A 23648-nucleotide genomic window follows, 5' to 3' on the forward strand; every position below is an offset into this window, starting at 1 on the left:
AATTTTCTATTTTTTGGTGTTACATTTTATTCGGCAATATTCTGTGAAAGCTCACCCTTACTTTCAAAATTCTTCACCAGAAATTCGTCAGCCTCGGCAATATCCGTTATCACATACTTACCAATATTACATATCTGCATTTCATCGAGAGCGTCAATCAGATTTGCATACGATGCATTATCCATCGCCTTGATGATGACTGTAGGCGTATCCTTTCCACTCTTTATTTCGGAAAGTTGCTTCGTAAATTCATCGTCTGATATCTTAAGTTCCAGCTTCTTCTGTTTCAGATCATTTACCTGTCTGACAGCAGCAGCATTCTTCTTCAGAAGTATTGCCCGTAATCCATCCGGTTTATACGACGTCTCTTTCAGAGAAGTATAATCCTTGTAGTTGGGTTCTCCTTCATAATAATATAGTTTGTCATCGGGTCCCAACAAGAGCGTGATTGCCTGTGAAGCTTTCACCTTGCTTTGCTGTTCTTCGGTGATGTTTTTATCATTGCTCGGCATGCTTATCTCCATCGTCTGAGGTTTGCTCAACGAGGTACAAAGCATAAAGAAAGTGATCAACAACATATTCATATCCACCATAGGCGTAAAGTCTACGCGAACCGTCATCTTCTTCTGTTTGCTATTCCCCTTCTTTTTACCGCTTTCTTGTACTTCAGCACTCATAGTTGTTCGTTTTTAGTTTTCAGAAGTCGTTTTCAGAGAAGTAATCAGGTTATACCGATTCTCCCTGAGGTCCTGAAGTGAATTCATAACATTTTTAATCACAGAATAAGGAGTATCCGCATCAGCCTTGATCGCAATACGCAAATCAGAATTCACAGCACGTGCATTACGCACCCATGACTTAAACTGATTATCAAGACTATCGCAAGGAATACCTTCGTTCTTCAGTACTGCATCCTGCTTTTCAGTCGGCAAGTCAAGATAAGTTTTCATGTTTTTCATCGGCACTCCGAAAGTGGATGCCAACATGAATTTCTTTTCCTGTTCCGGAGTGAATGTGACGCCATATTCCTGTCCCATGCTCTCCAATACCGCTTTCAAGTCGGACTGCTTGTCCATACTCATAAATATCTTTCCGTTCGGATCGACCAATATCTGAAGGATATTCTTTTCCGGAATCTTAATTTCCGAAACTGAGGCGGGGGTAGTCACTTGTACCGGCTCTTTCTTCACAAATGTAGAAGTTAACATAAAGAAGGTAAGCAACAGTACCGTAACGTCACTCATCGCCGTCATGTCGATGAACGTACTTTTCTTTTTAATTTTCGCTCTGCCCATTATTGTCAGAATTTAGTGGATTCCAGATTATTTATGAGTAGCTGCAAAAGTCTGCACAATAGAGAAGCCTACCTCGTCAAGGCTGTAAGTCAACTTATCGATTTTGTTTGTATAGTAGTTATAAGAGATAACTGCCAACGCACCGGTAAGGATACCGAAAGCTGTATTAATCAAAGCTTCAGAGATACCTTGTGAAAGAGCCATTGAGTCGGCAGAACCACCGGCAGCCAAAGCGGCGAACGAACGGATCATACCAATAACCGTACCAAGCAATCCCATCAAAGTACCCAATGTGGTGATCGTACCGATAATCGGAAGATTCTGTTCCATCATCGGAAGTTCAAGCGCAGTAGCTTCTTCCAGTTCTTTTTGGATAGCAAGCAGTTTCTGATCTTTCGAAAGAGAAGAATCATTCTCCATTTCTTCATACTTCCGCAATGTAGAAGTAACGACGTTTGCTACAGAACCACGCTGTTTGTCACAAACTTCCTGCGCCTTACGAAGATCTCCTGCCGATAGGGCATCCTTGATGTTAGAAACGAATTTAACCAAAGAACCTCTACCGAAAGCAGAGCGAAGAGCAAAATAACGTTCAATGCTCAATGCCAATACGGTCAGCAATAAAGTTTGAATAACAGGCACAATCACTCCACCTTTGTAAATGGTCCCCATAAAGTTTCCCGGAAGTGGGTGATTGTTAGGATCATTGTTCATAAAGTTCGTGGGATTTCCCAAAATGAAATGATAGATACACACTGCTATAATGAAACAGCAGATAATAACCAATCCGGCATTCTTGATACCTACAATCTTAGTCGACTTTTTTTGAGTAGTTTCCATAATAAAGTTTTTTTTGTTAAAGAATTTGTTATTAAGAATTAAAGTAAATACGATTAGACACACCGCAGTCCGACCCCTACAGCCTCATGCTAAAAATGAGGCTGCATTGTCAAACACAGCGAGTATATAAGATTGGGAATTAAATAAGGATACGTCTTAAAGCAAAGATGTAGTATTGACAGCTTATGGACGCATAATGTGGATCCTTATCCGAATAATAAGATTTACTTTGGTCTAATACCAACAAATTCTCTCTCAACAGGCACAATTTACGCATTGTGTCATTAAAAAGGTCAGAATCCTCAAGAATTCGACGAAGACGAAGATTATTAGTAGAAGAATATGTTTCAGAAACGGGTTTGAAACCTAATTCAACATCGGAGACAGACAAAGTTTGCGATTTATCAAAACCGGCAAAATCGCTACCACACCGATAAGAGTAATTAGCATCCAAAGAAGAGGATGAAACCTGGCAAGAAGTAACCGGGTTATGAGAGCATTCCATAATATTCAATGCATTGCCACTTATGCTAAATGATAGCATCAGTAGAACAAACATCAATATGAATTTTACAGAAGTTTTCATCGTTCTATTTTTATGGATAAACTCTCTTTTCGATTTTCGTGGCAAAAATAGTAACTTATTGTATAGTGTCACCATATTTCACATCTTTTAATTGCTAAAAATCGAACTCTACCATTAAAACACTCACAGCCGGTTTTTGTTTTAACTAAAAGATTCTTTCTTTTATATAAAAGATTAATCAAAGTAAAAAAGGTATAATGCAAATAAGTGATCCCCGCTTCTCCAAGCGCATGTCCCTCTTAGCCTATACCCCAAAAACAAGCATCCCCTCGTGTCTTCTGACCCGAGGGGATGAACTCTCTGAAAACGGCGACTACCTACTCTCCCACTGTTACGCAGTACCATCGGCGTGATCAGGCTTAACTTCTCTGTTCGGAATGGGAAGAGGTGGAACCCTGATGCTATAGTCACCTGAATAAGGTAGACATAATGTACAAAAGTAAACTTAGCTGTCTATTATCTAAATAGTAAAGCTAAACGGATATATAAACCATAAAGGACAATAAAAGAAAGTCATCGGGCAATTAGTAACGCTCGGCTGTGATGTTACCACCTGTACACCTGCGTCCTATCAACGTTGTAGTCTACAACGACCCTAAAAGAAATCTAATCTTGTGGCTGGCTTCGTACTTAGATGCTTTCAGCACTTATCCAATCCCGACTTAGATACCCGGCAATGCACCTGGCGGCACAACCGGTAAACCAGAGGTCAGTCCAACACGGTCCTCTCGTACTAGTGTCAGAGCCACGCAAATTTCATGCGCCCACGATAGATAGAGACCGAACTGTCTCACGACGTTCTGAACCCAGCTCGCGTGCCACTTTAATGGGCGAACAGCCCAACCCTTGGGACCTTCTCCAGCCCCAGGATGTGACGAGCCGACATCGAGGTGCCAAACCCCTCCGTCGATATGAGCTCTTGGGAGGGATCAGCCTGTTATCCCCGGAGTACCTTTTATCCTTTGAGCGATGTCCCTTCCATACGGAAACACCGGATCACTATGCTCTAGTTTCCTACCTGATCGACTTGTAAGTCTCCCAGTCAAGCGCCCTTATGCCATTACACTCTGCCGCCGGTTACCAATCGGCGTGAGGGCACCTTTAGAAGCCTCCGTTACACTTTTGGAGGCGACCACCCCAGTCAAACTACCCACCAAACAGTGTCCTCGCAACAGCGAGTTAGAACTCAAATAATCAAAGGGCCGTATTTCAACAGCGACTCCACAAATACTGGCGTACCTGCTTCAAAGTCTCCGGCCTATCCTACACATCAATTACCCAAATTCAATGTTAAGCTATAGTAAAGGTTCACGGGGTCTTTTCGTCCCATCGCGGGTAATCGGCATCTTCACCGATACTACAATTTCACTGAGCTCACGGTTGAGACAGTGTCCAGATCATTACACCATTCGTGCAGGTCGGAACTTACCCGACAAGGAATTTCGCTACCTTAGGACCGTTATAGTTACGGCCGCCGTTTACTGGGGCTTCAATTCAATGCTTCTCTTGCGATGACATCTCCTCTTAACCTTCCAGCACCGGGCAGGTGTCAGGCTGTATACGTGATCTTTCAATTTTGCACAGCCCTGTGTTTTTGTTAAACAGTTGCCTGGACCTATTCTCTGCGCCCTCCCGTCACCGGGTAGGGACCCTTTATCCCGAAGTTACAGGGTCAATTTGCCTAGTTCCTTAACCGTGATTCACTCAAGCGCCTGAGTATATTCAACCCGACTACGTGTGTCCGTTTGCGGTACGGGTACCATTAAGATTAAGTTTAGCGGATTTTCTTGGGAGTATGTTTACACGCACTATTACCGTTTTCCGAGGAAATTGGTATACTATCAGGTTCGACTCTTATCCCGGATTTGCCTGGGATAATCAACATCTACACCCTTTAACGGACTATTCCGTCAGTCCGCGGCGTTGTCACTCCTCCGTCTCCACGTCACTCTTAATGCTAGTACAGGAATATTAACCTGTTCTGCCATCGGCATCACCGTTCGGCTGAGCCTTAGGACCCGACTAACCCTGATCCGATTAGCGTTGATCAGGAAACCTTAGTCTTGCGGCGAGGGGGTTTCTCACCCCCTTTATCGTTACTTATACCTACATTTGCTTTTCCACACGCTCCAGTAAAGCTCACACTTCGCCTTCAACGCAGAGTGGAATGCTCCCCTACCGATACTTACGTATCCCATAGCTTCGGTAAAACACTTAATGCCCGATTATTATCCACGCCAAACTCCTCGACTAGTGAGCTGTTACGCACTCTTTAAATGAATGGCTGCTTCCAAGCCAACATCCTAGCTGTCTTAGCAATCTGACTTCGTTAGTTCAACTTAGTGTTTATTTGGGGACCTTAGCTGATGGTCTGGATTCTTCTCCTTTAGGACATGGACCTTAGCACCCATGCCCTCACTCCTGAGATCGAACTAATGCGCATTCGGAGTTTATCAAGACTTGATAGGCGGTGAAGCCCTCGCATCTTATCAGTCGCTCTACCTCACATTAGTAATTCTCAAGGCTGCACCTAAATGCATTTCGGGGAGTACGAGCTATCTCCAAGTTTGATTAGCCTTTCACCCCCACCCTCAGGTCATCCGGAAGCTTTTCAACGCTTATCGGTTCGGTCCTCCAGTTAGTGTTACCTAACCTTCAACCTGCCCAAGGGTAGATCACTTGGTTTCGCGTCTACTCCTTCCGACTATCCGCCCTGTTCAGACTCGCTTTCGCTTCGGATCCACATCTCAAGATGCTTAACCTTGCCGGAAAAAGTAACTCGTAGGTTCATTATGCAAAAGGCACGCCGTCACAGCATAAGCTGCTCCGACCGCTTGTAGGCGCATGGTTTCAGGGACTATTTCACTCTTCTATTCGAAGTGCTTTTCACCTTTCCTTCACAGTACTGGTTCGCTATCGGTCTCTCGGGAGTATTTAGCCTTACCGGATGGTCCCGGCTGGTTCACGCAGAATTCCTCGTGCTCCGCGCTACTCAGGATACCACTACGCTTCAGTTACCTTAGAATACCGGGCTATCACCGTCTATGGCGCGACTTTCCAGTCGCTTCTTCTCAATAACTTTCTTGCGAGAGCGTGGTCCTACAACCCCACACATGCCGTAACACGGGTGGTTTGGGCTATTCCCCGTTCGCTCGCCACTACTAGGGGAATCATTATTTATTTTCTTTTCCTGCAGGTACTAAGATGTTTCAGTTCCCTGCGTTAGCCTCCAACTTGGTTGGATGACATTCCTTCAGAATGCCGGGTTGTCCCATTCGGAAATCTTCGGATCAAAGGTTATTTGCACCTACCCGAAGCTTATCGCAGCTTATCACGTCCTTCATCGCCTCCGAGAGCCAAGGCATCCGCCATGCGCCCTTATTTACTTTCTTTTATCGCCAGGTTCATCTCCTTTTCTTAAAAAGGATCTGAACCAAATGGTTCGATATATACTTTTAGCTCTTACTAAATTTACTTTTTTTGTACATCATGTCAAAGATCGTATGATAACATTCAGCAACTTGCGTTGCCAGCGTATCAATGGTGGAGAATAACGGATTCGAACCGTTGACCCTCTGCGTGCAAGGCAGATGCTCTAGCCAGCTGAGCTAATCCCCCAATCATACAAGATATCAATCTCGTCTTGGTAGTCCCAGGCAGAGTTGAACTGCCGACCTCTACATTATCAGTGTAGCGCTCTAACCAACTGAGCTATAGGACTAGTTCAACCGTGTCCTGTTTTTAGACTCGGCTTCTGTTTTTCTCTTGTTTATCTCTATCTATATTGCTATAGATGGTCGATCTATATTCTATAAATAAACAAGTACCAGTAGTACAATTTTAGAACCAATGAACGTCGTTTTCAACATCGCTCCAGAAAGGAGGTGTTCCAGCCGCACCTTCCGGTACGGCTACCTTGTTACGACTTAGCCCCAGTCACCAGTTTTACCCTAGGACGCTCCTTGCGGTTACGTACTTCAGGTACCCCCGGCTCCCATGGCTTGACGGGCGGTGTGTACAAGGCCCGGGAACGTATTCACCGCGCCGTGGCTGATGCGCGATTACTAGCGAATCCAGCTTCACGAAGTCGGGTTGCAGACTTCGATCCGAACTGAGAGAGGCTTTTGGGATTAGCATCCTGTCACCAGGTAGCTGCCTTCTGTACCCCCCATTGTAACACGTGTGTAGCCCCGGACGTAAGGGCCGTGCTGATTTGACGTCATCCCCACCTTCCTCACATCTTACGACGGCAGTCTCTCCAGAGTCCTCAGCATGACCTGTTAGTAACTAAAGATAAGGGTTGCGCTCGTTATGGCACTTAAGCCGACACCTCACGGCACGAGCTGACGACAACCATGCAGCACCTTCACAGCGGTGATTGCTCACTGACATGTTTCCACATCATTCCACTGCAATTTAAGCCCGGGTAAGGTTCCTCGCGTATCATCGAATTAAACCACATGTTCCTCCGCTTGTGCGGGCCCCCGTCAATTCCTTTGAGTTTCACCGTTGCCGGCGTACTCCCCAGGTGGAATACTTAATGCTTTCGCTTGGCCGCTTACTGTATATCGCAAACAGCGAGTATTCATCGTTTACTGTGTGGACTACCAGGGTATCTAATCCTGTTTGATACCCACACTTTCGAGCATCAGTGTCAGTTGCAGTCCAGTGAGCTGCCTTCGCAATCGGAGTTCTTCGTGATATCTAAGCATTTCACCGCTACACCACGAATTCCGCCCACCTCTACTGTACTCAAGACTGACAGTATCAACTGCAATTTTACGGTTGAGCCGCAAACTTTCACAACTGACTTACCAGTCCACCTACGCTCCCTTTAAACCCAATAAATCCGGATAACGCTCGGATCCTCCGTATTACCGCGGCTGCTGGCACGGAGTTAGCCGATCCTTATTCATATTATACATACAAAACAGTATACATACTGCACTTTATTCTAATATAAAAGAAGTTTACAACCCATAGGGCAGTCATCCTTCACGCTACTTGGCTGGTTCAGGCTCGCGCCCATTGACCAATATTCCTCACTGCTGCCTCCCGTAGGAGTTTGGACCGTGTCTCAGTTCCAATGTGGGGGACCTTCCTCTCAGAACCCCTATCCATCGAAGGCTTGGTGAGCCGTTACCTCACCAACAACCTAATGGAACGCATCCCCATCCTTTACCGGAATCCTTTAATAATCAAACCATGCGGAATCATTATCCCATCGGGTATTAATCTTTCTTTCGAAAGGCTATCCCCGAGTAAAGGGCAGGTTGGATACGTGTTACTCACCCGTGCGCCGGTCGCCAGCAAAGAAAGCAAGCTTTCTTCCTGATGCCCCTCGACTTGCATGTGTTAAGCCTGTAGCTAGCGTTCATCCTGAGCCAGGATCAAACTCTTCATTGTAAAAGTATTGTTATATATCCCAATAAGGGACAATATTAGCTCTGTTCAGGATGTCGAAAATTTATTGACGGTCATTTTTCATATACCTATATAATAAGTATTGACGGTTCTAAATTTACTTGTACTACTTGTATTGTTTATCAATTTTTCAAAGAACTCTTCTTTTCGATTGCGCTTCGTTTTAAAAGCGGGTGCAAAGGTAAAAGGTTTATTTTAAAACACCAAATGTTTTGGAAGTTTTTTTTTAAAAAATGTTTCTTTCGAAGGAAAATCTTAAACTATCTATAGATAGGAAAAGAACCAAGAAAAGAAACTGCCTTTTCTTTGCGAATCGGACGGCAAAGATAACTACTTTTTAAGTATATAACCAAATAAATTCGGAAATATTTTTCGGGTAGATCTCTTAAGCGGATCCGAGCGCTTTTGCAACATGTCAATTTCAATAAACTTTCCTTCTCTTGGAAAGCGGGTGCAAAAGTACGGGATTTACCAATACAAGACAAATTATTAAAGGTCTTTTTTTGAATAAAAAGTGAATTTTATTGTAAGTGGCTGAGGAATAGAGCTGTTGTTAAACATGTTTTTTGAAAAGGGAGGGAAAGGGAAAAGGGGGACACATTATTATAATATAGAGGGAAAAGAAGAAAGAAGGAAAGAAGGAAAGAAGACCAGGAGGACAAAAAGGGAAAGAGCGGGATACGGACAGACGGAAAAGGGAAAAACAAAACTTAGTCAAGGGATTTTATTATTCTCAGAAACACCTGTAAGGAATCAGGCGAAAACATAAAAAGTTGCTGGCAGGGTTGTATCCTTGTCAGAAGTATCTGTAAAAAAGAGGAGGATTTCACGGGATACAGTCTTTTCAGTACTCTCCGGTTGCGACAAGATTGAGTAGAGAAATCGGAAATCCAGCGGCTTTTGGCGTTAACATTGTTAATGCGATTGAGGGAACATTTGTTTTAAGAGCGGAAATAACAAAGCTTTTACATTTAAAAGGTTTGTTATTTGAAGACAAAAGACTTGATTTAACACAGCGTTAAATCAAACGACGGAGAAGGAAGAGGATAAAGGCAGGAAAGTATTGGAAATGAAGAAGATGGAGAGAAGAAGGATTGTTTATCGAAAAGAGGGATACAAGGCGGACGGAAAGGGATAGTTGCGATTCGGGTAAGTATGGTTGCAAGGGATTTTCAAAAATGCTGCGGGAAATGGAAACCAGAAGGGGCGGTACCCTTAAAACAAAAGGTGAGCTGGTTTTAAACCAAATAAAGTGAACGTACAGGGGGCTGTGGAGCCGATTTTTGCGAGACAAGGAAACGGTTCAGAAGAAAAACATCAAAAAAAGATATACAGATTTGCCACATATCCCCTACTCCATTTTCTTCCTCCGACAAAAATTTCTATCTTGTTCCAAAGAAAAAACTAGGAACCAAGCAACACTTACGTATGAAAGAGAAGAACTTTACCCGATTCATGGATACCATGATCGAAAATCTAAAAACGGGCAATGCACTGGGAACAGCCCACATTTATCAAGCAAGTAAAAATGCATTCATTACTTTTCTGGGAAAAGAAGAAATCCATTTCCGACAGATAAAACCGGAACTACTGAAGCGCTTTGAGTACTTCTTGAGAAGTCGAGGGAATAGCTGGAATACAGTATCGACCTATATGCGAGTCCTGCGGGCAGTTTATAATCGGGCTGTAGACCGAAAGTTGGCACCATACATGCCCAGACTCTTCAAAAAGGTATACACCGGCACTCGAACAGACATCAAACGAGCACTGAGACCGGAAGACATGGGGCGATTGCTCAATACACAGTCTACCCGGAAACAGACTGAAACCTTGCGACGTACCCATCAATTGTTCGTATTGATGTTCTTATTGCGAGGTCTTCCGTTTGTAGATCTGGCTTATCTGCAAAAGACTGACTTAGATGGAAATACGCTCACATATCACCGCCACAAAACAGGCAGTCCACTCACCGTCACTGTGCCGAAAGAAGCCATGGATATCATCGACGAATGGAAGAATACAGATCCGGACGCTACTTACCTATTTCCAATATTGGAAGAAAACGAGAAAAGTCAAGATAATTATAGAGTATATCAGCAAGCATTACGGACATTCAATTATCAATTGGCAAAGTTGGCGAATCTACTTGGATTCAACAGCAATATCAGTTCGTACACCGCACGCCATACATGGGCAACACTTGCCTACTATCTGGAAGTGCATCCGGGGATTATCAGTGAAGCAATGGGACACTCCTCCATTAAAGTGACGGAGACTTATTTGAAGCCTTTCAATATTAAGAAATTAGATGAAACAAATAAGAGCATAATTAAATATGCGAGAGAGGCATATACCAAATTAAATTACTGATTAACAGCTCTGTTACTTTATAGGTAACTCTTTTGTAAGTGTTTGGCAAACATATACCTTTTTTCACAAAAAAGCAAATTAAGAAACATTTTTTTTCAAGACAAAGAGAAAATAATTCCTTCATAGATAGAAAATGATTCCCACAGGCTCCGGTTTGTTGTGAAGTTGTCTCAAAGAATTGCATGCTTCTTCCCCTCTTTGCTTATTATGGAAGCAAAGAGTCACTCTTTTATTATACCTTATTACATATAAGATTCACTTTCCAACTCCTGGATTCCCCTACAAGACGCTTCTTACGTCCCAAACGATTCATTTACTGTTACCTATAAAGTAACGGTAGATAGAGGTATTATACAGATAGAGGCAAAGCCGGAATTGGCAAGAGAAAAACATTGATTTACTTACATAACATTTTTTATTAACACTTAAAAACAGAGGTATGAGACTCGTAGCTGCGCTCTTAGTGGGAGGGGCAACTACAACATTCACCGGATGTATCGATAATGATGAACCGGCAGGAATCGAACAACTTCGCGGAGCGAAAGCGGAATTCATTAAGGCAAAAGCCGCCTATGAAAGTGCATTGACCGAAATCCAACTGGTCAAGGTAGAACGGGAAAAAGTTAAGCTTGAGAAAGATCAAGTTGACTTGGAACTGAAAAAATGCAGTTTAGAAGTAGAACAAGCTAAAACAGCAGAACAAAAAGCTTATTGGGAAGCTGAAGCTCAAAAGAGAACTGAAGAGTTCAAAGCAAAGATGTTCAATCTACAGACACTTACTGCACAAGCTGAGTATAACAACAAAAAAGCCTTGATGGATATCGAAGTGGCTTTGCTGACAATGAAGGATGATGTGTATACCAAAGAAATCCGGAAGTATCGGAACTTATTAGTTGGATTTACATATAAATCCGAGTCTACCACCAATGGAGAAACAACTACTACAACAAATTCCAGCTATGGTGCATTAGCTGATTTAGCGAATGCAAAATCAGAGTTGATGAAAGCAGAAGTTGCCGAGATTAACTACTTATCTCAAAACAAATATTATCTGGAAGAATTGCAATTGGATAAAACACACGCCACTAAAACACTGGAAATCCAGCAAAATTTATTGGAAGAATACAAAGCGCTGGACGCAACAGGTACAGACAGCAAAGCTCTCGCAGAAAAACTGAAAGGGTATAAAGAAGACCTGCAGGCTCTTGACGCTAAAGAAGATGAAGCCTATACCAAAATCGAAGAAATGAGAAAACCGATCTTCCCTATTAATCAACAAATTATTGAAGAAAAGATAAAGCTGAACGCCCAATCCTCTGCTTATACTTTGGCTAAGGCAGATGTAGATCCTGCTTTGGTGAGCGGATTATACAGCGCATTGTCAAGCGAAGAGGGTGAAAACGCACTCGTTGAAGATCTTGATAAAATCTTTGTTGAGGATGCTTGGGATGCAGAACTGCTGAAATACCAATACACCATGAAGAAAGATGTAGTAGTTAAAGATCTTAGCCTCAATGAAAAAGCAACTAAAATAGGAGCCATCGCCAATGCTATAAAGGCATATTATCAAGGAGAGAATAGCGAAGCATTCGATGCCAGCGGAAAATTACTGGATGCATACAAAGCTAAATTTGAGAATGAACTTAAGCGTTTAGAAATTGATAAGAAACCGGCTTACGCCCAGTTCAAAGCTGATTCTATCACATGGATCGACGCATACGTTGCTTATGTAGGAGCACTGAAGGCTTATAATAACTATAAAGGAGCCAACACTTATCAAGCGATTAAGAAAGAGATCACAACTTATAACAGCTTAAAAGCTGAAGACAAGAAGTTGGAAACAGCCAACACACTGCGTACCTCCATATTGGGATACCTTGGAAAGAGAAAAGCGGTAGACGGTTTTAACGTAGAATTCGCTACTACTTATAAAGACGCTTTAACGGACGCTAATCTGGCTACTTTCAATGAAGCAATTGCAACTGCAGTAAGTGACGATATAAGTTCATTAATCGGCAATGAAATTCTTGCAACATCATTCAATGCTAAAGCTGAAGGTAGCACACTCTCTGCCTTCTTGGAGGCTAATCAAGCACTGTTCGGTGGTTCAACGCTTAATCTTGAAAAAAGCATCGAACCTAAAGAAGTATCAGCAAATAAATATGATATGCCCAAAAATGTTTCTCAGTTGATTGAAGATCCCGACGAAAATTCAGGTTCATTCATTAAATACTCCAATTTAGCCCAGGAATCTAACTATCTGGCTAACCTCGACAAATGGCAGGCTTTGTATGCCAAGATCAAGGCAGAAGCAGATCCTGTACTTGCGGAAGTGGAAGCTATCAACGAAAACATAGAAAAACTGGAAGCACAGGTTAAAGATGAAAACGCCGCATTGTGGCAGGCAGAATTGGCTTGCTACCTGATTAAAGGCAATAAGTCGGAACATCAAAACAATATTTTCTCTGAAGGTAACCCTTACAAAGACTACTATACTTCTAACGAACAAAAACCACTTTTGGGTAATGTCGTAACTGAGTATTCCAAGATTAAAGCTGAAATCGCCCTTGTTGAAAGAGCTATGGAAGATGGATACTTCTACTATACGTATTATGATGCCGACAGCCACACCTATAAGGTAAGCGAAGAGGCTAAGACTTTGGCAGCTTTACTTGAATATCAAGAAGGAATTATTACCAAAGCCAAGAACGCTGTAGAAGCTATTGACAACAAAATTGCTTTGTTTGAGAAATTCGGATATACCAGTAACGAAGGCAATGAACAGTATCTTGACCTGCTTAAACAAGATATCGAAAAGGCTCAAAGAACAGTAGACGAAAAGCAAGCAGCAGTGGACGGCTTGAACGCAACCCTGAAGAAACTCTTGGACGCTTACGCAGCTGAATAATAAAAAATTAAAGAAGAATATATATGATAAAGAAACTATGCATAATCCTTCTGTCTGTATGTACTGTTGCGCCTGTGATGGCGCAGCAATACAGCAGCAGCGATGATGCGTCGTTTGCTCCTAAAAAAGGTCAGTGGCAAGTATCCATGATACTGGGTAGTTCGCAGATGTTCAACAACAATACGGAGAACTATCTGTTGCCTACCTACTGGAACGGACAAAACTATAGCTTTCCGAATGTAGGATTAGGCAATACATCCGGACACCAGTCATCCGATCCGGCTACTTACCTTCAACTGGGAGATTTGAATTCTAATAATTTGGTCAATATCATCGGTATACAGGGAAAATACTTCCTGACAGACCGTTGGGATGTTAATCTGATGTTCAGCATGAACATCGGTGTAACCCCCAAAAAGGATTATATCGAGGGAGACAAGACGGTTACCGATATGCAGATTCCGGCTCTTCAATATATGGAAGGCAGAATCAAAAACAACTGGTCGGTTAATATTGGCTCAAACTATTACTTCAACACAAAAAACGAACGCATCAATCTGTATGTAGGTGGCCTGCTGGGCTGGCAAATGGGAAGAATAGAAACCACACTTCCGTATACCGGAGTCATGGTAAATGATAAAGATATGGACACAGATGGAGATGATACCAATTTACAACCGAGTCAAGATCCGAGCGGACAGGACAATAGTCCGGTCGTAGACGATGGAGACGTCACAGGTACTCCCCTGGAGGTTTATATCCCCAACAGCAAAGCCGGACAGATATTCGGTTTACGCGCAGCAGCCGTTGCGGGTATCGAATACAGCCTCAGCAAAGGACTGATCCTGGGATTTGAAGTTCAACCGGTAGCTTATCGCTACGACATGATTCAGATTATCCCGAAAGGAACACCCGTCTATAAGGTAGGACATCACAACATCAACTTGTTTGCTCTGCCCAACCTGAAAATAGGATTTAGATTTTAAATAAGTCCAGAATACTACGAAAGATCACCCCGTTCTACCTTCGGGTATGTATGGGGTGATTTTTTCTAAACCATAGGATAGATAAGAAGAAGATGAAAAGAGAACTCACAGGAATTTTGTTGATAGTCCTCATAATGGGAGCCTGCAACCATGCACCCCAAGAAGGGACTTACCACCTCAGAGGAATAGTGACCAACGAGAAACTGGAAGGCAGAACCATCTATCTGCAAGATGCTGTCAAAGGCACAGTGAGATATGACAGCACTACGGTCAGTGAAGGACGCTTTGTGTTCAGTGGAAAAATAAATGCTCCTGAAGTGAGGGAACTCTTTATTCAGGAAACTGACAGCGACCGGTTCCCCATCACTCTACCCATAGTTCTGGAACCGGGAGAGATCAACACAAAAGTAGGAGACATCGTACTGGTGGAAGGCACCGGACTGAACGAGGAGATGATGCAGACCTTGGTAGCCATCGACCGGTTCAAAGACCGGGATTTCACCGGGAAAGAGATAAAAGAAATTAAAGAAGCTTTTGCGGGATTTGTGTTGGAACAGATTGTGAAACACGCCGGCAGCCCTGTAGGAAAGTATTTATATAAAGCCTATCAAAACAAACTAAACGAAAAGCAACAGGCCGAAGCACGAAAAACACTCGGCATCGGTTAGGGAAAACATACCGGAACACACAGGCAGGAGTTTTACCTAGTTCTCTGCCTGCCCGGTACTTTTAGTGTTGCACCGGAAAGCTCCGTGAGGAGGTTTCCGGTTTCTTTTTCTCTCCCTTGCCCCAACCGGTACAGAATGTATCAGAACTGGAAGTAGATGAACGGCTGAATTTCACTACTCTTCATTTGGATAACCAGATAGATCATAGCCACCATCACAAGGGCCTTGCCAAGGAAAGGGAGTTTGATAACTCCACGACAAACAGCATTTTCCCAACTATCCGGAGCAAAATGAAGCAGAAACCCGACTACCATCAGTGCAAATACCCGCCAATATCCCTCAATCAGTTGCGGAAAAAGCTGGGGACGAAAAGCCGTAAAAATCTGGTTCAACATATCCATTGAATTATGAAAATCGGCGTTACGGAAGAAAATCCAGCAGAAACAAACAAAGTGGAAGGTAATAATGACACCCAATACCCGCCGAATGCCGTGACTGGTCTCCCCTTTTTTCCTTCCGGCGATAGACATCCACGCTTTGTGTAGAGCAAGTGCCACACCATGAAAAGTGCCCCACAATACAAAATTCCAGGAAGCCCCGTGCCACAATCCACCGAGAAACATGGTAATAATCAGATTGAGATACTGACGGAACTTTCCATGTCGGTTACCCCCCAAGGAGATATAAAGATAATCGCGCAACCAACTCGACAACGAAATGTGCCAACGCCTCCAGAACTCGGTGATCGAGGCTGACTTATACGGAGAATTAAAATTCAGATTGAAATGAAAACCAAGCAAAAGGGCGATACCGATTGCCATATCACTGTATCCTGAAAAATCACAATAAATCTGCAAGGCATAACCATAAAGTCCCATCAGATTCTCAACTCCCGAATAAAGCGTAGGATTGTCAAAAATACGCTCCACAAAGTTGACACTGATATAATCGGAAATAACCGCTTTTTTGAACAATCCGGCGACAATCAGGAAAATGCCTCTACCGAACATCTCTTGTGACACATACAATGGTTTACGAATTTGCGGAATAAAATCGCGTGCCCGCACGATAGGGCCTGCCACCAACTGAGGAAAGAAAGAAACATAAAAGGCATAGTCCAGTAAACTGGTAAGGGGCTTGATCTCTCTCCGGTAAACATCGATAGTATAACTTAACGACTGGAAGGTGAAGAAAGAGATGCCGACAGGCAAAAAGATATCGAGTGCGGTGAACTCTCCCCCCATCAGCGAAGCAATGACACCACCAAGAAAATTAGTGTATTTGAAGTAGCAGAGCAATCCTAAATTGACCGATACACTAAGTATTACCCATAGTTTACGCTTCCAGCGGACATCGGTCCGATCCATCAGCCAGGCTATCACAAAATCGGTAACGGTGACAATGGCGAGCAGGAAGAAATAAGTACCACTACTCTTATAATAAAAATAATAAGAGAAAAGAGCGACAAATAAAATACGCGCTGTGTTGCGGTGCTGCAACAGTGTATAGATTACCATGAACGCAGCGAAGAGCCAGAGGAAAATTCCACTGCTGAATATCATCGGAGCATCCGGATTGTATTTAAAGGCCTCCAACAGGCGGCTAAAATCGATATCAATGGGAAACATACTCATTATAGGCTTTAATAATGGCTTCATATAATAATTCTCCCTGAAGTGTATAGCCTTCGGGAAGATAGTGCACATGATCCGGACGCATCAGTCCCGCATCTATCCAGTTTTTGCAGGCACGCAGGCTTCCGCCTACGATATTGTACATATCCCACACCACCAACTTGTGGCGGCGGGCAAAATCATGGATTGTATTCACTGCTGTTACCGTACGGGGATTGACAGCATAAGTACGACGCCGGCGACGTTGACGGAAACTCTCGTAAGATCCCGGAGGAGTAGTCAGCAAGATAGGTACATCTGGCAAACTGTCGCGCAACAATCCGAGCAGTTCCTCCATCTGCCGGTAATGCACATTCGAATTGTACTTCCGGTTATGACTTTCATTCGTTCCAAACGAAAGAACCAACAGCTCGGGTTTCAAGGCTGCAATAGCCGCAATACGGTCAGGATGAGTAAACGTCAGGCAAGTAGCTCCATTGACTCCCATATCCGTATAGGACACCGCTCCAAATGTTTCTGTCAGCCGGGCACCGGTAGTACGGGGAAAGATGTGTCCGCGTATGTGGCTGTCACCAATATGAACAATACGTACGGTATCCTCCGAACTTCCGTTTTGCACCAGCCGTAAACGCTCAAGTATGGGAGTCAACACTCCCAGGCTGTCTATGATTTCATTTCTCCCCACTCCTCTGAAGGCTATGGGAAAAGTAACTTTCACAGAAACAGTATCTCCCAGCGACCCCGGTTCACGCATCGGCTTGCAGGCTTTCGTACCCTTGTCCATCCGCGGGCAGGCAGGCAAAAGATCTTGTGCCTGAACCGAAAAAATTCCGGAAAACAAAAGGAGTAACACCCCCAACCGTCTATTCAGCCTCATAGGCCTTTCTCCTTTCATACTGTTCTTTTCCATAAATCAATGTTTCGTATAGTAGTCCTGCCAGGTGACGTCCACCCCGGAAGTTGATGTGTGTATAATCATAATTAGCCAAAGAAGGCTTGGCATGTACCAACCCTGCCATACTTCCGTCACCTCCCATAGCCTCAAACATGTTCCAGAAAGCAATTCCGCTTTCCGCTGCTATGCTTTGCTGATAGCGAATCAGGTTTTTCACACCGGGCATCGTGCGTAATTCGCCGGTATCGGTCTTATAATCGCGGTCACCCACACTCAGCAACAAAAAACCGGATTGTGGAAAACACTCTTTCAAGTGGTTTATGGCCGTAAGAAGGCCTTTCTTATAAGGATCGTAGTTCCGTCCCCGCTCGGTCGCAACATTCAGACCATATTCCAGAATAATCAAGTCGTAGGGACGCTGGGCATTAAACTCTTGCAGCATCTTTGACGGAATGCTGCGAAGCGAGAGTCCCGAACTGCCGCGCAACGAGAAATTGTCGACAATAATCCCTTGCGTACCATCCATTGCCAATCCATAAAATAAAGTAGAATCTGCCTGATTGATATCCCAGCGCACCGAGCCGATGCGACCGTTTACCTTCATCTGCTGCAAACTGCCGGTAGAAGGGAATTCCCGTGTATCAGTCTCACCACGGTTGACACGAACGGAAAGGCTGACTTCACCTTTGTTATAGAAAAAGATGGAAGCTGTCTGGCAAGTATCGAGCAGGGAAGCATATTTATTCTGCCCCCGGAGTTCGACATAGGCCCCTTCACGAGGAACAAAGTAGTGTCCGGAAACTCCTTGCTTCTTTTTGTCGAAATAAACGCTATCGGTCACCGCATGACTGGACCATCCGCCAAAAGAATGACGTACCGTCGGACGGTATCCACTGGTCATCGAAGTAATGGTAACAAAACCGACACCACACCCACCGAAACGTTTCTGCAACATCTCACGAAGATCGGCAGTGAAAATATCTGCCTCAATAAAAGAATCGCCAAATACCGCTATCCGCACCAACCGGCCTTTCGATTGAATCTCGTCCAAGGCACGATAAAAAGGAGTCATTCCCCGCATCGTAGAGTCACTATAATCTTCGATACAGGTCATCCCACTGCGACACGTATCTACAAATGCAGGTTTCACTACCGGGACCGGAGGCAGGCTGTCCGCTTCCGCTTCATCTTTATCAGGTTCAGGCATACGGACATCACTCAGCAAATCTACCCGTCTCATTGTATGTCCGTCGATCGTTATAGCCGGCAGCCAATGCATTCCGATCAATGCAAACAAGACAATCAATGTCAGCCACAACGAATATTTCAAATAATTTTTCATGCACGCTCTTAATTTAATAAGAAGTTGCAAAGATAGATAAAACCCATAAAAAGAGAGGAGAATCTACATTAAATTAATGAGATTCTCCTCTGATGTTATCTGTCGGCAGGCGTTAAATGCTCCGCTCCACGTTGGTGACAAAAGCTCTCAGGCCAAGCTGCTCTGTCTGCATGTCCATCTTATGCAATGCATCCAGCAACGGGTCAACCTTCTTGTCGTCCACCACCGTGATGATGGCCGAACACATACTGGGCCAGGCATGGCTGCCGAAGTGGGGATCGCCTGTCTTCGAGCCACGTCCCTGTACCCGTTCCAAATAGGTGAAACCACGGCAACTCAAACGGTCCAGCAAAGCAATGATACGTTCGAAATAAGCCTGATCGAATGTGATTAATACTGATTTCATATCTTGATTTCTTCTTTATTATTTCTTAATCATTTCATCTTTATGCTCCTCAAAGTAAGCTTCCAGCTCACGTTTGCGTCTCAACACTTTACGCTGATGCTTGATACCTGTACCGGCAAACACACAGTATAAAGTAGGGATGAGAATCAAGGTCAGAATGGTAGAAACCGTCAAACCGCCAATTACGGCAATCGCCATCGGACTCCACATCTCCGAACCCTGTCCGCCACCGATTGCCATCGGAATCATACCGAGGACAGTAGTAGCAGTGGTCATCAATACCGGGCGAAGACGGCTCTTGCCGGCTGTTACAACGGAGTTAAGCACTGCCAATCCACGCTCACGGCAAAGGGTGATGTAGTCGATAAGCACAATACCATTCTTTACAACGATACCGATCAACATGATGGCCCCCAACAAACTCATCACACTCAGTGTGCTCTTTGTGAAGAAAAGGGCCATCAATACCCCACTGAAAGCAAATGGCAATGAGAACATAATGATAAACGGATAAGTCAATGATTCGAACTGCGCTGCCATTACAATAAATACCAGTACGACAATAAGGATAGCAAGTGTACCCAAGTCACGGAACGAATCTTGCTGGTCTTCGTATGAACCGGCTACCTGAATTGTTACATCCGACGGAATATCCATCTTATCGATAATGGCGTTACCCGCATTTACCACGTTACCCAATGCTTCGCCGGAGATAACCGCCGATACGGTCACAATACGTTCACGGTCTTTACGCTCGATGGTAGGTGGCGCAAAACGTTCGACAACCTTTCCAAGCTCTTTTACGCGTACGGCTTCTCCACGACTGTTATAAATAAGGATATTCTCGATGCTTTCAATACTTGTACGGTGTTCCGGCGCATAACGCACTTTAATGTCATATTCGTCTCCATCCTCACGGTATTTAGAGGCAATGGCACCATTGATACGGTTACGCAGATAATTACCGGCGGTTGCCAGATTCAATCCGTGCAAAGCCAGTTTCTCACGATCGAAGTCTACCTGATACTCGGGCTGATAGTCACTACGGCTGATGTTGACTTCCGACACACCTTTCACATTGAGCAACTCACGTTTCAGACGTGCAGCTACGCTATCGGTTTCCTCCATACTATAACCATATACCTCAAAGTCGGCACTTGCCTGAGCAGACATACCTGTGTTACTACCACCCAGGATGACCTGCGCTTTGCTGAACTCCGGATATTTCTTCAGATCTTCACGCATTTCGTCACAGACTTGTTCAAGGCTGATATCACGATCACCCGGATCGACCAGACTGATGTTGAACGATATAATGTGCGAACCGTTATCCTGCATAGAGGCCCAGGTATTGTCTGAGTCGGCCTGTCCTACCGTATAGTTACATACAGTCATTACACCTTTATATTTGTTCAGCCATTGGTTAGTCAGTTTCTCCGAAATCTCTTGTGCCAGCTCTTTGCGTGTTCCGATAGGTAACTCCAGCTGAACTGCGATACGGGCATTATCCTGCGCCGGGAAGAATTCAGTACCGATGCTCTTGGCACAGAACAGGCTGACGACAAAGAACACGATACAACCAAAGATAACAATCGGACGATGCCGAACTGCCCAGTTCAACATATGGGCATAGCCTGTATCCAAAGCATCCAGTCCTTTCTCAATAGGGCCGAAAAGGAGCTTGAAGGTCTTCGATTGCTTCTTCTGTAAACGCAACAACTGCGAACAGAGCATCGGGGTCAATGACAAAGCAGCCACAGTAGAGATAAACATGATGGCACACATCATCCATCCCAACTGCTTAAACATCACTCCGGACATACCACTTACCATCGTCAACGGGAAGAACACCGCAATCATGGTCAGTGTGGAAGCAATAACGGAGATAGCCACCTCATTGGTTCCGTGCACCGCAGCCTGTTTCGGATCGGAACCACGTTCGATGTGGGTCGTCACATTTTCAAGTACCACAATCGCATCGTCCACCACCATACCGATGGCAATAGAAAGGGACGAAAGTGAGATGATGTTAATCGTATTTCCGGTGACGGCCAGGTAAATAAACGAGGCAATCAGCGAAAGCGGAATAGTGATACATATAATCAATGTCGCACGCCAACGTCCCAAGAAAAGGAACACCACGATGACAACGAATAAAAGGGCATACAATACGGTCTCGGCCAAACTGTCGATGGTGTTGAGGATGTTGTCCGATGTATCGACAATCACTCCCAGCTTCACATCACTCGGCAAATTCTTCTGCAACTTAGGCAGGGCCTCGGCCACTTTCTTGGAGATATCTACGGAATTGGCTCCCGATTGCTTCTGTACGACAATCATGGCACCTTTCACTCCATTATTATATGTTTCCTGAGCGCGCTCTTCTACCGTATCGACTACCCGGGCCACATCACGCAAATAAATATTTGCCCCATTGTAACTACCTACTACAACATCTTCCAGTTGGCGCGAATCGTCAAACTCTCCTTCAACACGCAGCGAATAAGTCTCGTTACCGATATCGAAGTTACCACCGGGGATATTTTTGTTCTCGGCACCAATAATCGAACTGATTGTTTCAATGGTCAGATTATAGGCTTCCAGTTTGTTAGGGTCACAATAGACCTGAATCTCACGTTGGGGCGCACCACTGATGGATACCGTACCCACACCGGGGATACGTGCCAACGGGTTAACAACACGGTCGTCCAGAATCTTATATAATGCCGACTGGCTTTCATTAGCTTGTACCGACAGCAGTACAATTGGAATCATGTCGGTACTGAACTTGAAGATGATGGGGTTCTCCACATCATCCGGCAGCTGAGAGCTGACCATATCCAGTTTGTCGCGTACATCATTTGTCAGTACATCGATATCGTTACCATATTCAAACTCTAATGTAATCAGAGACATATTTTCGGACGAACGGGAAGTGATATGCTTCAGGTTGCTGACAGCATTCAGCGTATTCTCCAACGGACGAGTCACGTTGTTTTCTATATCCGAAGCACTTGCTCCGGGATAGGCGGTCATTACCATGATCGTATTCGTATCGATATCCGGATACAAGTCGATAGGCAATTTGGACAAAGAGAAGAGACCAAAAATCACCACTGCAAGAAAGCAGAGGGAGGTCATAATCGGTTTTTTTACCGCTCCTTCGTATAAACTCATTTTTCCTAATTATTAAAAGTGGATAATGTACCGGTATGCCGTAAATGGTGCCCCATACGTTATAAGGAAACACACGGCATACGGTTACATTGATTCATTATTTTTCTACTTCTACCTCAGTGCCGTTGATCAATCGGGTTTGACCGGCAATGACTACCTGAGAATTGTTGGGTACACCGGACTTCAACTCATACTCAGCACCCATGCGGCGTCCCAGTTCGACCTTATTGTATGTCACCTTTCCATCTTTGTATACATACACATAGCGGTCACCGGCACCTGCCTGTTTCACAATCGCCAGATCGGGAACAACCACATTCTCTTCCGTACCGAAGTTCAGACTGGCACGGGCAAACATTCCCGGACGTACTTTCTGATTCTGATTAGGCAACTGAATCTCTACCTGGAATGTACGGGTAGTCGGATCGATTGTCGGATAAATCAGGCTGATTTTGCCTTCGAAAGCCTCATCGCCATAAACATCCAGTTTCACATCGACAGGAGCACCTTTTTTCACTTTGGTAAAGTAAACCTCGGATACGTTGATCAGCAGCTTAACCGGAGTGATCTTCTCGACGGTCAGCACCGGATTGCCTCCGCTGTACATATCACCGCTATCATAATTGCGGGCAGTCACCACACCGCTGATAGGACTCAGCAAAGAAGTATTCTCCAGCAAATTCTGGTAAGCCGTTTTCTTTACGTCATAGGCCATCTTCGCAGCATCCCATTCCGATTTGGAAGCACCACCCACTTTATAAAGTTCGTCAATACGCTTGAACTCCACTTCCTGGTTGTCCAGTTGCAGTTTAGTCTGTTTCAGGTTGGCAGCATCCATCTGTACCAGTCTCTGTCCTTTGGATACATGATCGCCTACCTCTACAAAGATTTTATCAATACGCACCGGTGATGAAGGCGCAATGTTATTCTTCACTTCAGCTTCTACAGTTGCCGTGTATTCCTGTATCTGTTCTACCGGGCGCGCTGTTACATCAGCCAATTTTACTTTTGGCTTTTCTTCTGTTTTTTCAGCGGCACCTTTGTCTTTTCCTCCAGTGCACGAGCCCAATAGCACAACGGCGAGCAGGGCTACTAATTGGAAACATCTTTTCATATT

At 44.2% G+C, this 23648-nt stretch carries 15 protein-coding genes, 2 tRNA genes and 3 rRNA genes; 5 read left to right on the forward strand and 15 right to left on the reverse strand.

Going from position 1 to position 23648, the window contains the following annotated elements; genetic code table 11:
• Positions 1-26: 26 nt before the first annotated feature.
• The 9 genes from R3O62_RS02895 to R3O62_RS02935 form a co-directional block, all read right to left on the reverse strand.
• Positions 27-677 carry an ExbD/TolR family protein gene (locus R3O62_RS02895; protein WP_005783009.1) on the reverse strand — a complete coding sequence of 217 codons (651 nt, stop codon included), beginning with the start codon at positions 675-677 and terminating at the stop codon, positions 27-29.
• Between the two features lie 12 nt (positions 678-689).
• Positions 690-1295 carry an ExbD/TolR family protein gene (locus R3O62_RS02900; protein WP_005783007.1) on the reverse strand — a complete coding sequence of 202 codons (606 nt, stop codon included), beginning with the start codon at positions 1293-1295 and terminating at the stop codon, positions 690-692.
• A 27-nt stretch (positions 1296-1322) separates the two neighbouring features.
• On the reverse strand, positions 1323-2135 hold the full coding sequence (locus R3O62_RS02905; RefSeq protein ID WP_005783005.1) for a MotA/TolQ/ExbB proton channel family protein: 813 nt from the start codon (positions 2133-2135) through the stop codon (positions 1323-1325).
• A 139-nt stretch (positions 2136-2274) separates the two neighbouring features.
• On the reverse strand, positions 2275-2721 hold the full coding sequence (locus R3O62_RS02910) for a hypothetical protein (RefSeq protein WP_032538256.1): 447 nt from the start codon (positions 2719-2721) through the stop codon (positions 2275-2277).
• Between the two features lie 304 nt (positions 2722-3025).
• A 5S ribosomal RNA gene (gene rrf / locus R3O62_RS02915) occupies positions 3026-3136 on the reverse strand.
• Positions 3137-3225: 89 nt separating this feature from the next.
• Positions 3226-6113, reverse strand: a 23S ribosomal RNA gene (locus tag R3O62_RS02920).
• A 149-nt stretch (positions 6114-6262) separates the two neighbouring features.
• Positions 6263-6339: transfer RNA gene (locus tag R3O62_RS02925), tRNA-Ala, on the reverse strand.
• Between the two features lie 26 nt (positions 6340-6365).
• Positions 6366-6442, reverse strand: a tRNA-Ile gene (locus R3O62_RS02930).
• Positions 6443-6598: 156 nt separating this feature from the next.
• A 16S ribosomal RNA gene (locus R3O62_RS02935) occupies positions 6599-8127 on the reverse strand.
• The 16S, 23S and 5S rRNA genes sit together here with 2 tRNA genes alongside, the layout of an rRNA operon.
• 577 nt (positions 8128-8704) lie before the next feature.
• On the opposite strand from R3O62_RS02935, the gene R3O62_RS02940 reads away from it, so the two are divergent.
• From R3O62_RS02940 to R3O62_RS02960, 5 genes are all read left to right on the forward strand, one after another.
• Positions 8705-8914: a hypothetical protein gene (locus R3O62_RS02940; RefSeq protein WP_234191324.1), complete on the forward strand. Its 210-nt coding sequence runs from the start codon at positions 8705-8707 to the stop codon at positions 8912-8914.
• Between the two features lie 659 nt (positions 8915-9573).
• Entirely contained in the window at positions 9574-10515 is a 942-nt protein-coding gene (locus R3O62_RS02945; protein ID WP_044300976.1) for a tyrosine-type recombinase/integrase, read from the forward strand.
• A 439-nt stretch (positions 10516-10954) separates the two neighbouring features.
• Positions 10955-13423, forward strand: a complete 2469-nt coding sequence (locus R3O62_RS02950; RefSeq protein WP_317472985.1) for a hypothetical protein — start codon at positions 10955-10957, stop codon at positions 13421-13423.
• A 23-nt stretch (positions 13424-13446) separates the two neighbouring features.
• A complete protein-coding gene (locus tag R3O62_RS02955) occupies positions 13447-14409 on the forward strand; it encodes a BT1926 family outer membrane beta-barrel protein (protein ID WP_005811308.1) in 963 nt (320 codons plus the stop codon).
• 92 nt (positions 14410-14501) lie between these two features.
• Positions 14502-15077 carry a DUF4369 domain-containing protein gene (locus R3O62_RS02960; protein WP_005811310.1) on the forward strand — a complete coding sequence of 192 codons (576 nt, stop codon included), beginning with the start codon at positions 14502-14504 and terminating at the stop codon, positions 15075-15077.
• Between the two features lie 140 nt (positions 15078-15217).
• Here the strand turns inward: R3O62_RS02960 and R3O62_RS02965 are convergent, their stop codons facing one another.
• The 6 genes from R3O62_RS02965 to R3O62_RS02990 all read right to left on the reverse strand — a co-directional run bounded on the left by R3O62_RS02965 (position 15218) and on the right by R3O62_RS02990 (position 23645).
• On the reverse strand, positions 15218-16705 hold the full coding sequence (locus R3O62_RS02965) for an MBOAT family O-acyltransferase (RefSeq protein WP_005822100.1): 1488 nt from the start codon (positions 16703-16705) through the stop codon (positions 15218-15220).
• On the reverse strand, positions 16692-17588 hold the full coding sequence (locus tag R3O62_RS02970) for an SGNH/GDSL hydrolase family protein (protein WP_269110375.1): 897 nt from the start codon (positions 17586-17588) through the stop codon (positions 16692-16694). The genes R3O62_RS02965 and R3O62_RS02970 overlap by 14 nt, the downstream gene beginning before the upstream one ends.
• A complete protein-coding gene (locus tag R3O62_RS02975; protein ID WP_032531560.1) occupies positions 17575-18948 on the reverse strand; it encodes an SGNH/GDSL hydrolase family protein in 1374 nt (457 codons plus the stop codon). The genes R3O62_RS02970 and R3O62_RS02975 overlap by 14 nt, the downstream gene beginning before the upstream one ends.
• Before the next feature lie 112 nt (positions 18949-19060).
• A complete protein-coding gene (locus R3O62_RS02980; RefSeq protein ID WP_005782259.1) occupies positions 19061-19354 on the reverse strand; it encodes a PG0541 family transporter-associated protein in 294 nt (97 codons plus the stop codon).
• Positions 19355-19372: 18 nt separating this feature from the next.
• Complete coding sequence (locus R3O62_RS02985) at positions 19373-22531, reverse strand: efflux RND transporter permease subunit (protein WP_005782257.1); 3159 nt, start codon at positions 22529-22531, stop codon at positions 19373-19375.
• 97 nt (positions 22532-22628) lie between these two features.
• On the reverse strand, positions 22629-23645 hold the full coding sequence (locus R3O62_RS02990; protein WP_005811320.1) for an efflux RND transporter periplasmic adaptor subunit: 1017 nt from the start codon (positions 23643-23645) through the stop codon (positions 22629-22631).
• Positions 23646-23648: the final 3 nt, after the last annotated feature.

Source organism: Bacteroides hominis, assembly GCF_033042785.2.
Lineage (GTDB): Bacteria > Bacteroidota > Bacteroidia > Bacteroidales > Bacteroidaceae > Bacteroides > Bacteroides hominis.

Bases quoted from the DNA above. Each gene is read 5' to 3' on its own strand.
- R3O62_RS02895 (WP_005783009.1), bottom strand. From the start codon at position 677: ATGAGTGCTGAAGTACAAGAAAGCGGTAAAAAGAAGGGGAATAGCAAA.
- R3O62_RS02900 (WP_005783007.1), bottom strand. From the start codon at position 1,295: ATGGGCAGAGCGAAAATTAAAAAGAAAAGTACGTTCATCGACATGACG.
- R3O62_RS02905 (WP_005783005.1), bottom strand. From the start codon at position 2,135: ATGGAAACTACTCAAAAAAAGTCGACTAAGATTGTAGGTATCAAGAAT.
- R3O62_RS02910 (WP_032538256.1), bottom strand. From the start codon at position 2,721: ATGAAAACTTCTGTAAAATTCATATTGATGTTTGTTCTACTGATGCTA.
- R3O62_RS02940 (WP_234191324.1), top strand. From the start codon at position 8,705: ATGTTTTTTGAAAAGGGAGGGAAAGGGAAAAGGGGGACACATTATTAT.
- R3O62_RS02945 (WP_044300976.1), top strand. From the start codon at position 9,574: ATGAAAGAGAAGAACTTTACCCGATTCATGGATACCATGATCGAAAAT.
- R3O62_RS02950 (WP_317472985.1), top strand. From the start codon at position 10,955: ATGAGACTCGTAGCTGCGCTCTTAGTGGGAGGGGCAACTACAACATTC.
- R3O62_RS02955 (WP_005811308.1), top strand. From the start codon at position 13,447: ATGATAAAGAAACTATGCATAATCCTTCTGTCTGTATGTACTGTTGCG.
- R3O62_RS02960 (WP_005811310.1), top strand. From the start codon at position 14,502: ATGAAAAGAGAACTCACAGGAATTTTGTTGATAGTCCTCATAATGGGA.
- R3O62_RS02965 (WP_005822100.1), bottom strand. From the start codon at position 16,705: ATGTTTCCCATTGATATCGATTTTAGCCGCCTGTTGGAGGCCTTTAAA.
- R3O62_RS02970 (WP_269110375.1), bottom strand. From the start codon at position 17,588: ATGAGGCTGAATAGACGGTTGGGGGTGTTACTCCTTTTGTTTTCCGGA.
- R3O62_RS02975 (WP_032531560.1), bottom strand. From the start codon at position 18,948: ATGAAAAATTATTTGAAATATTCGTTGTGGCTGACATTGATTGTCTTG.
- R3O62_RS02980 (WP_005782259.1), bottom strand. From the start codon at position 19,354: ATGAAATCAGTATTAATCACATTCGATCAGGCTTATTTCGAACGTATC.
- R3O62_RS02985 (WP_005782257.1), bottom strand. From the start codon at position 22,531: ATGAGTTTATACGAAGGAGCGGTAAAAAAACCGATTATGACCTCCCTC.
- R3O62_RS02990 (WP_005811320.1), bottom strand. From the start codon at position 23,645: ATGAAAAGATGTTTCCAATTAGTAGCCCTGCTCGCCGTTGTGCTATTG.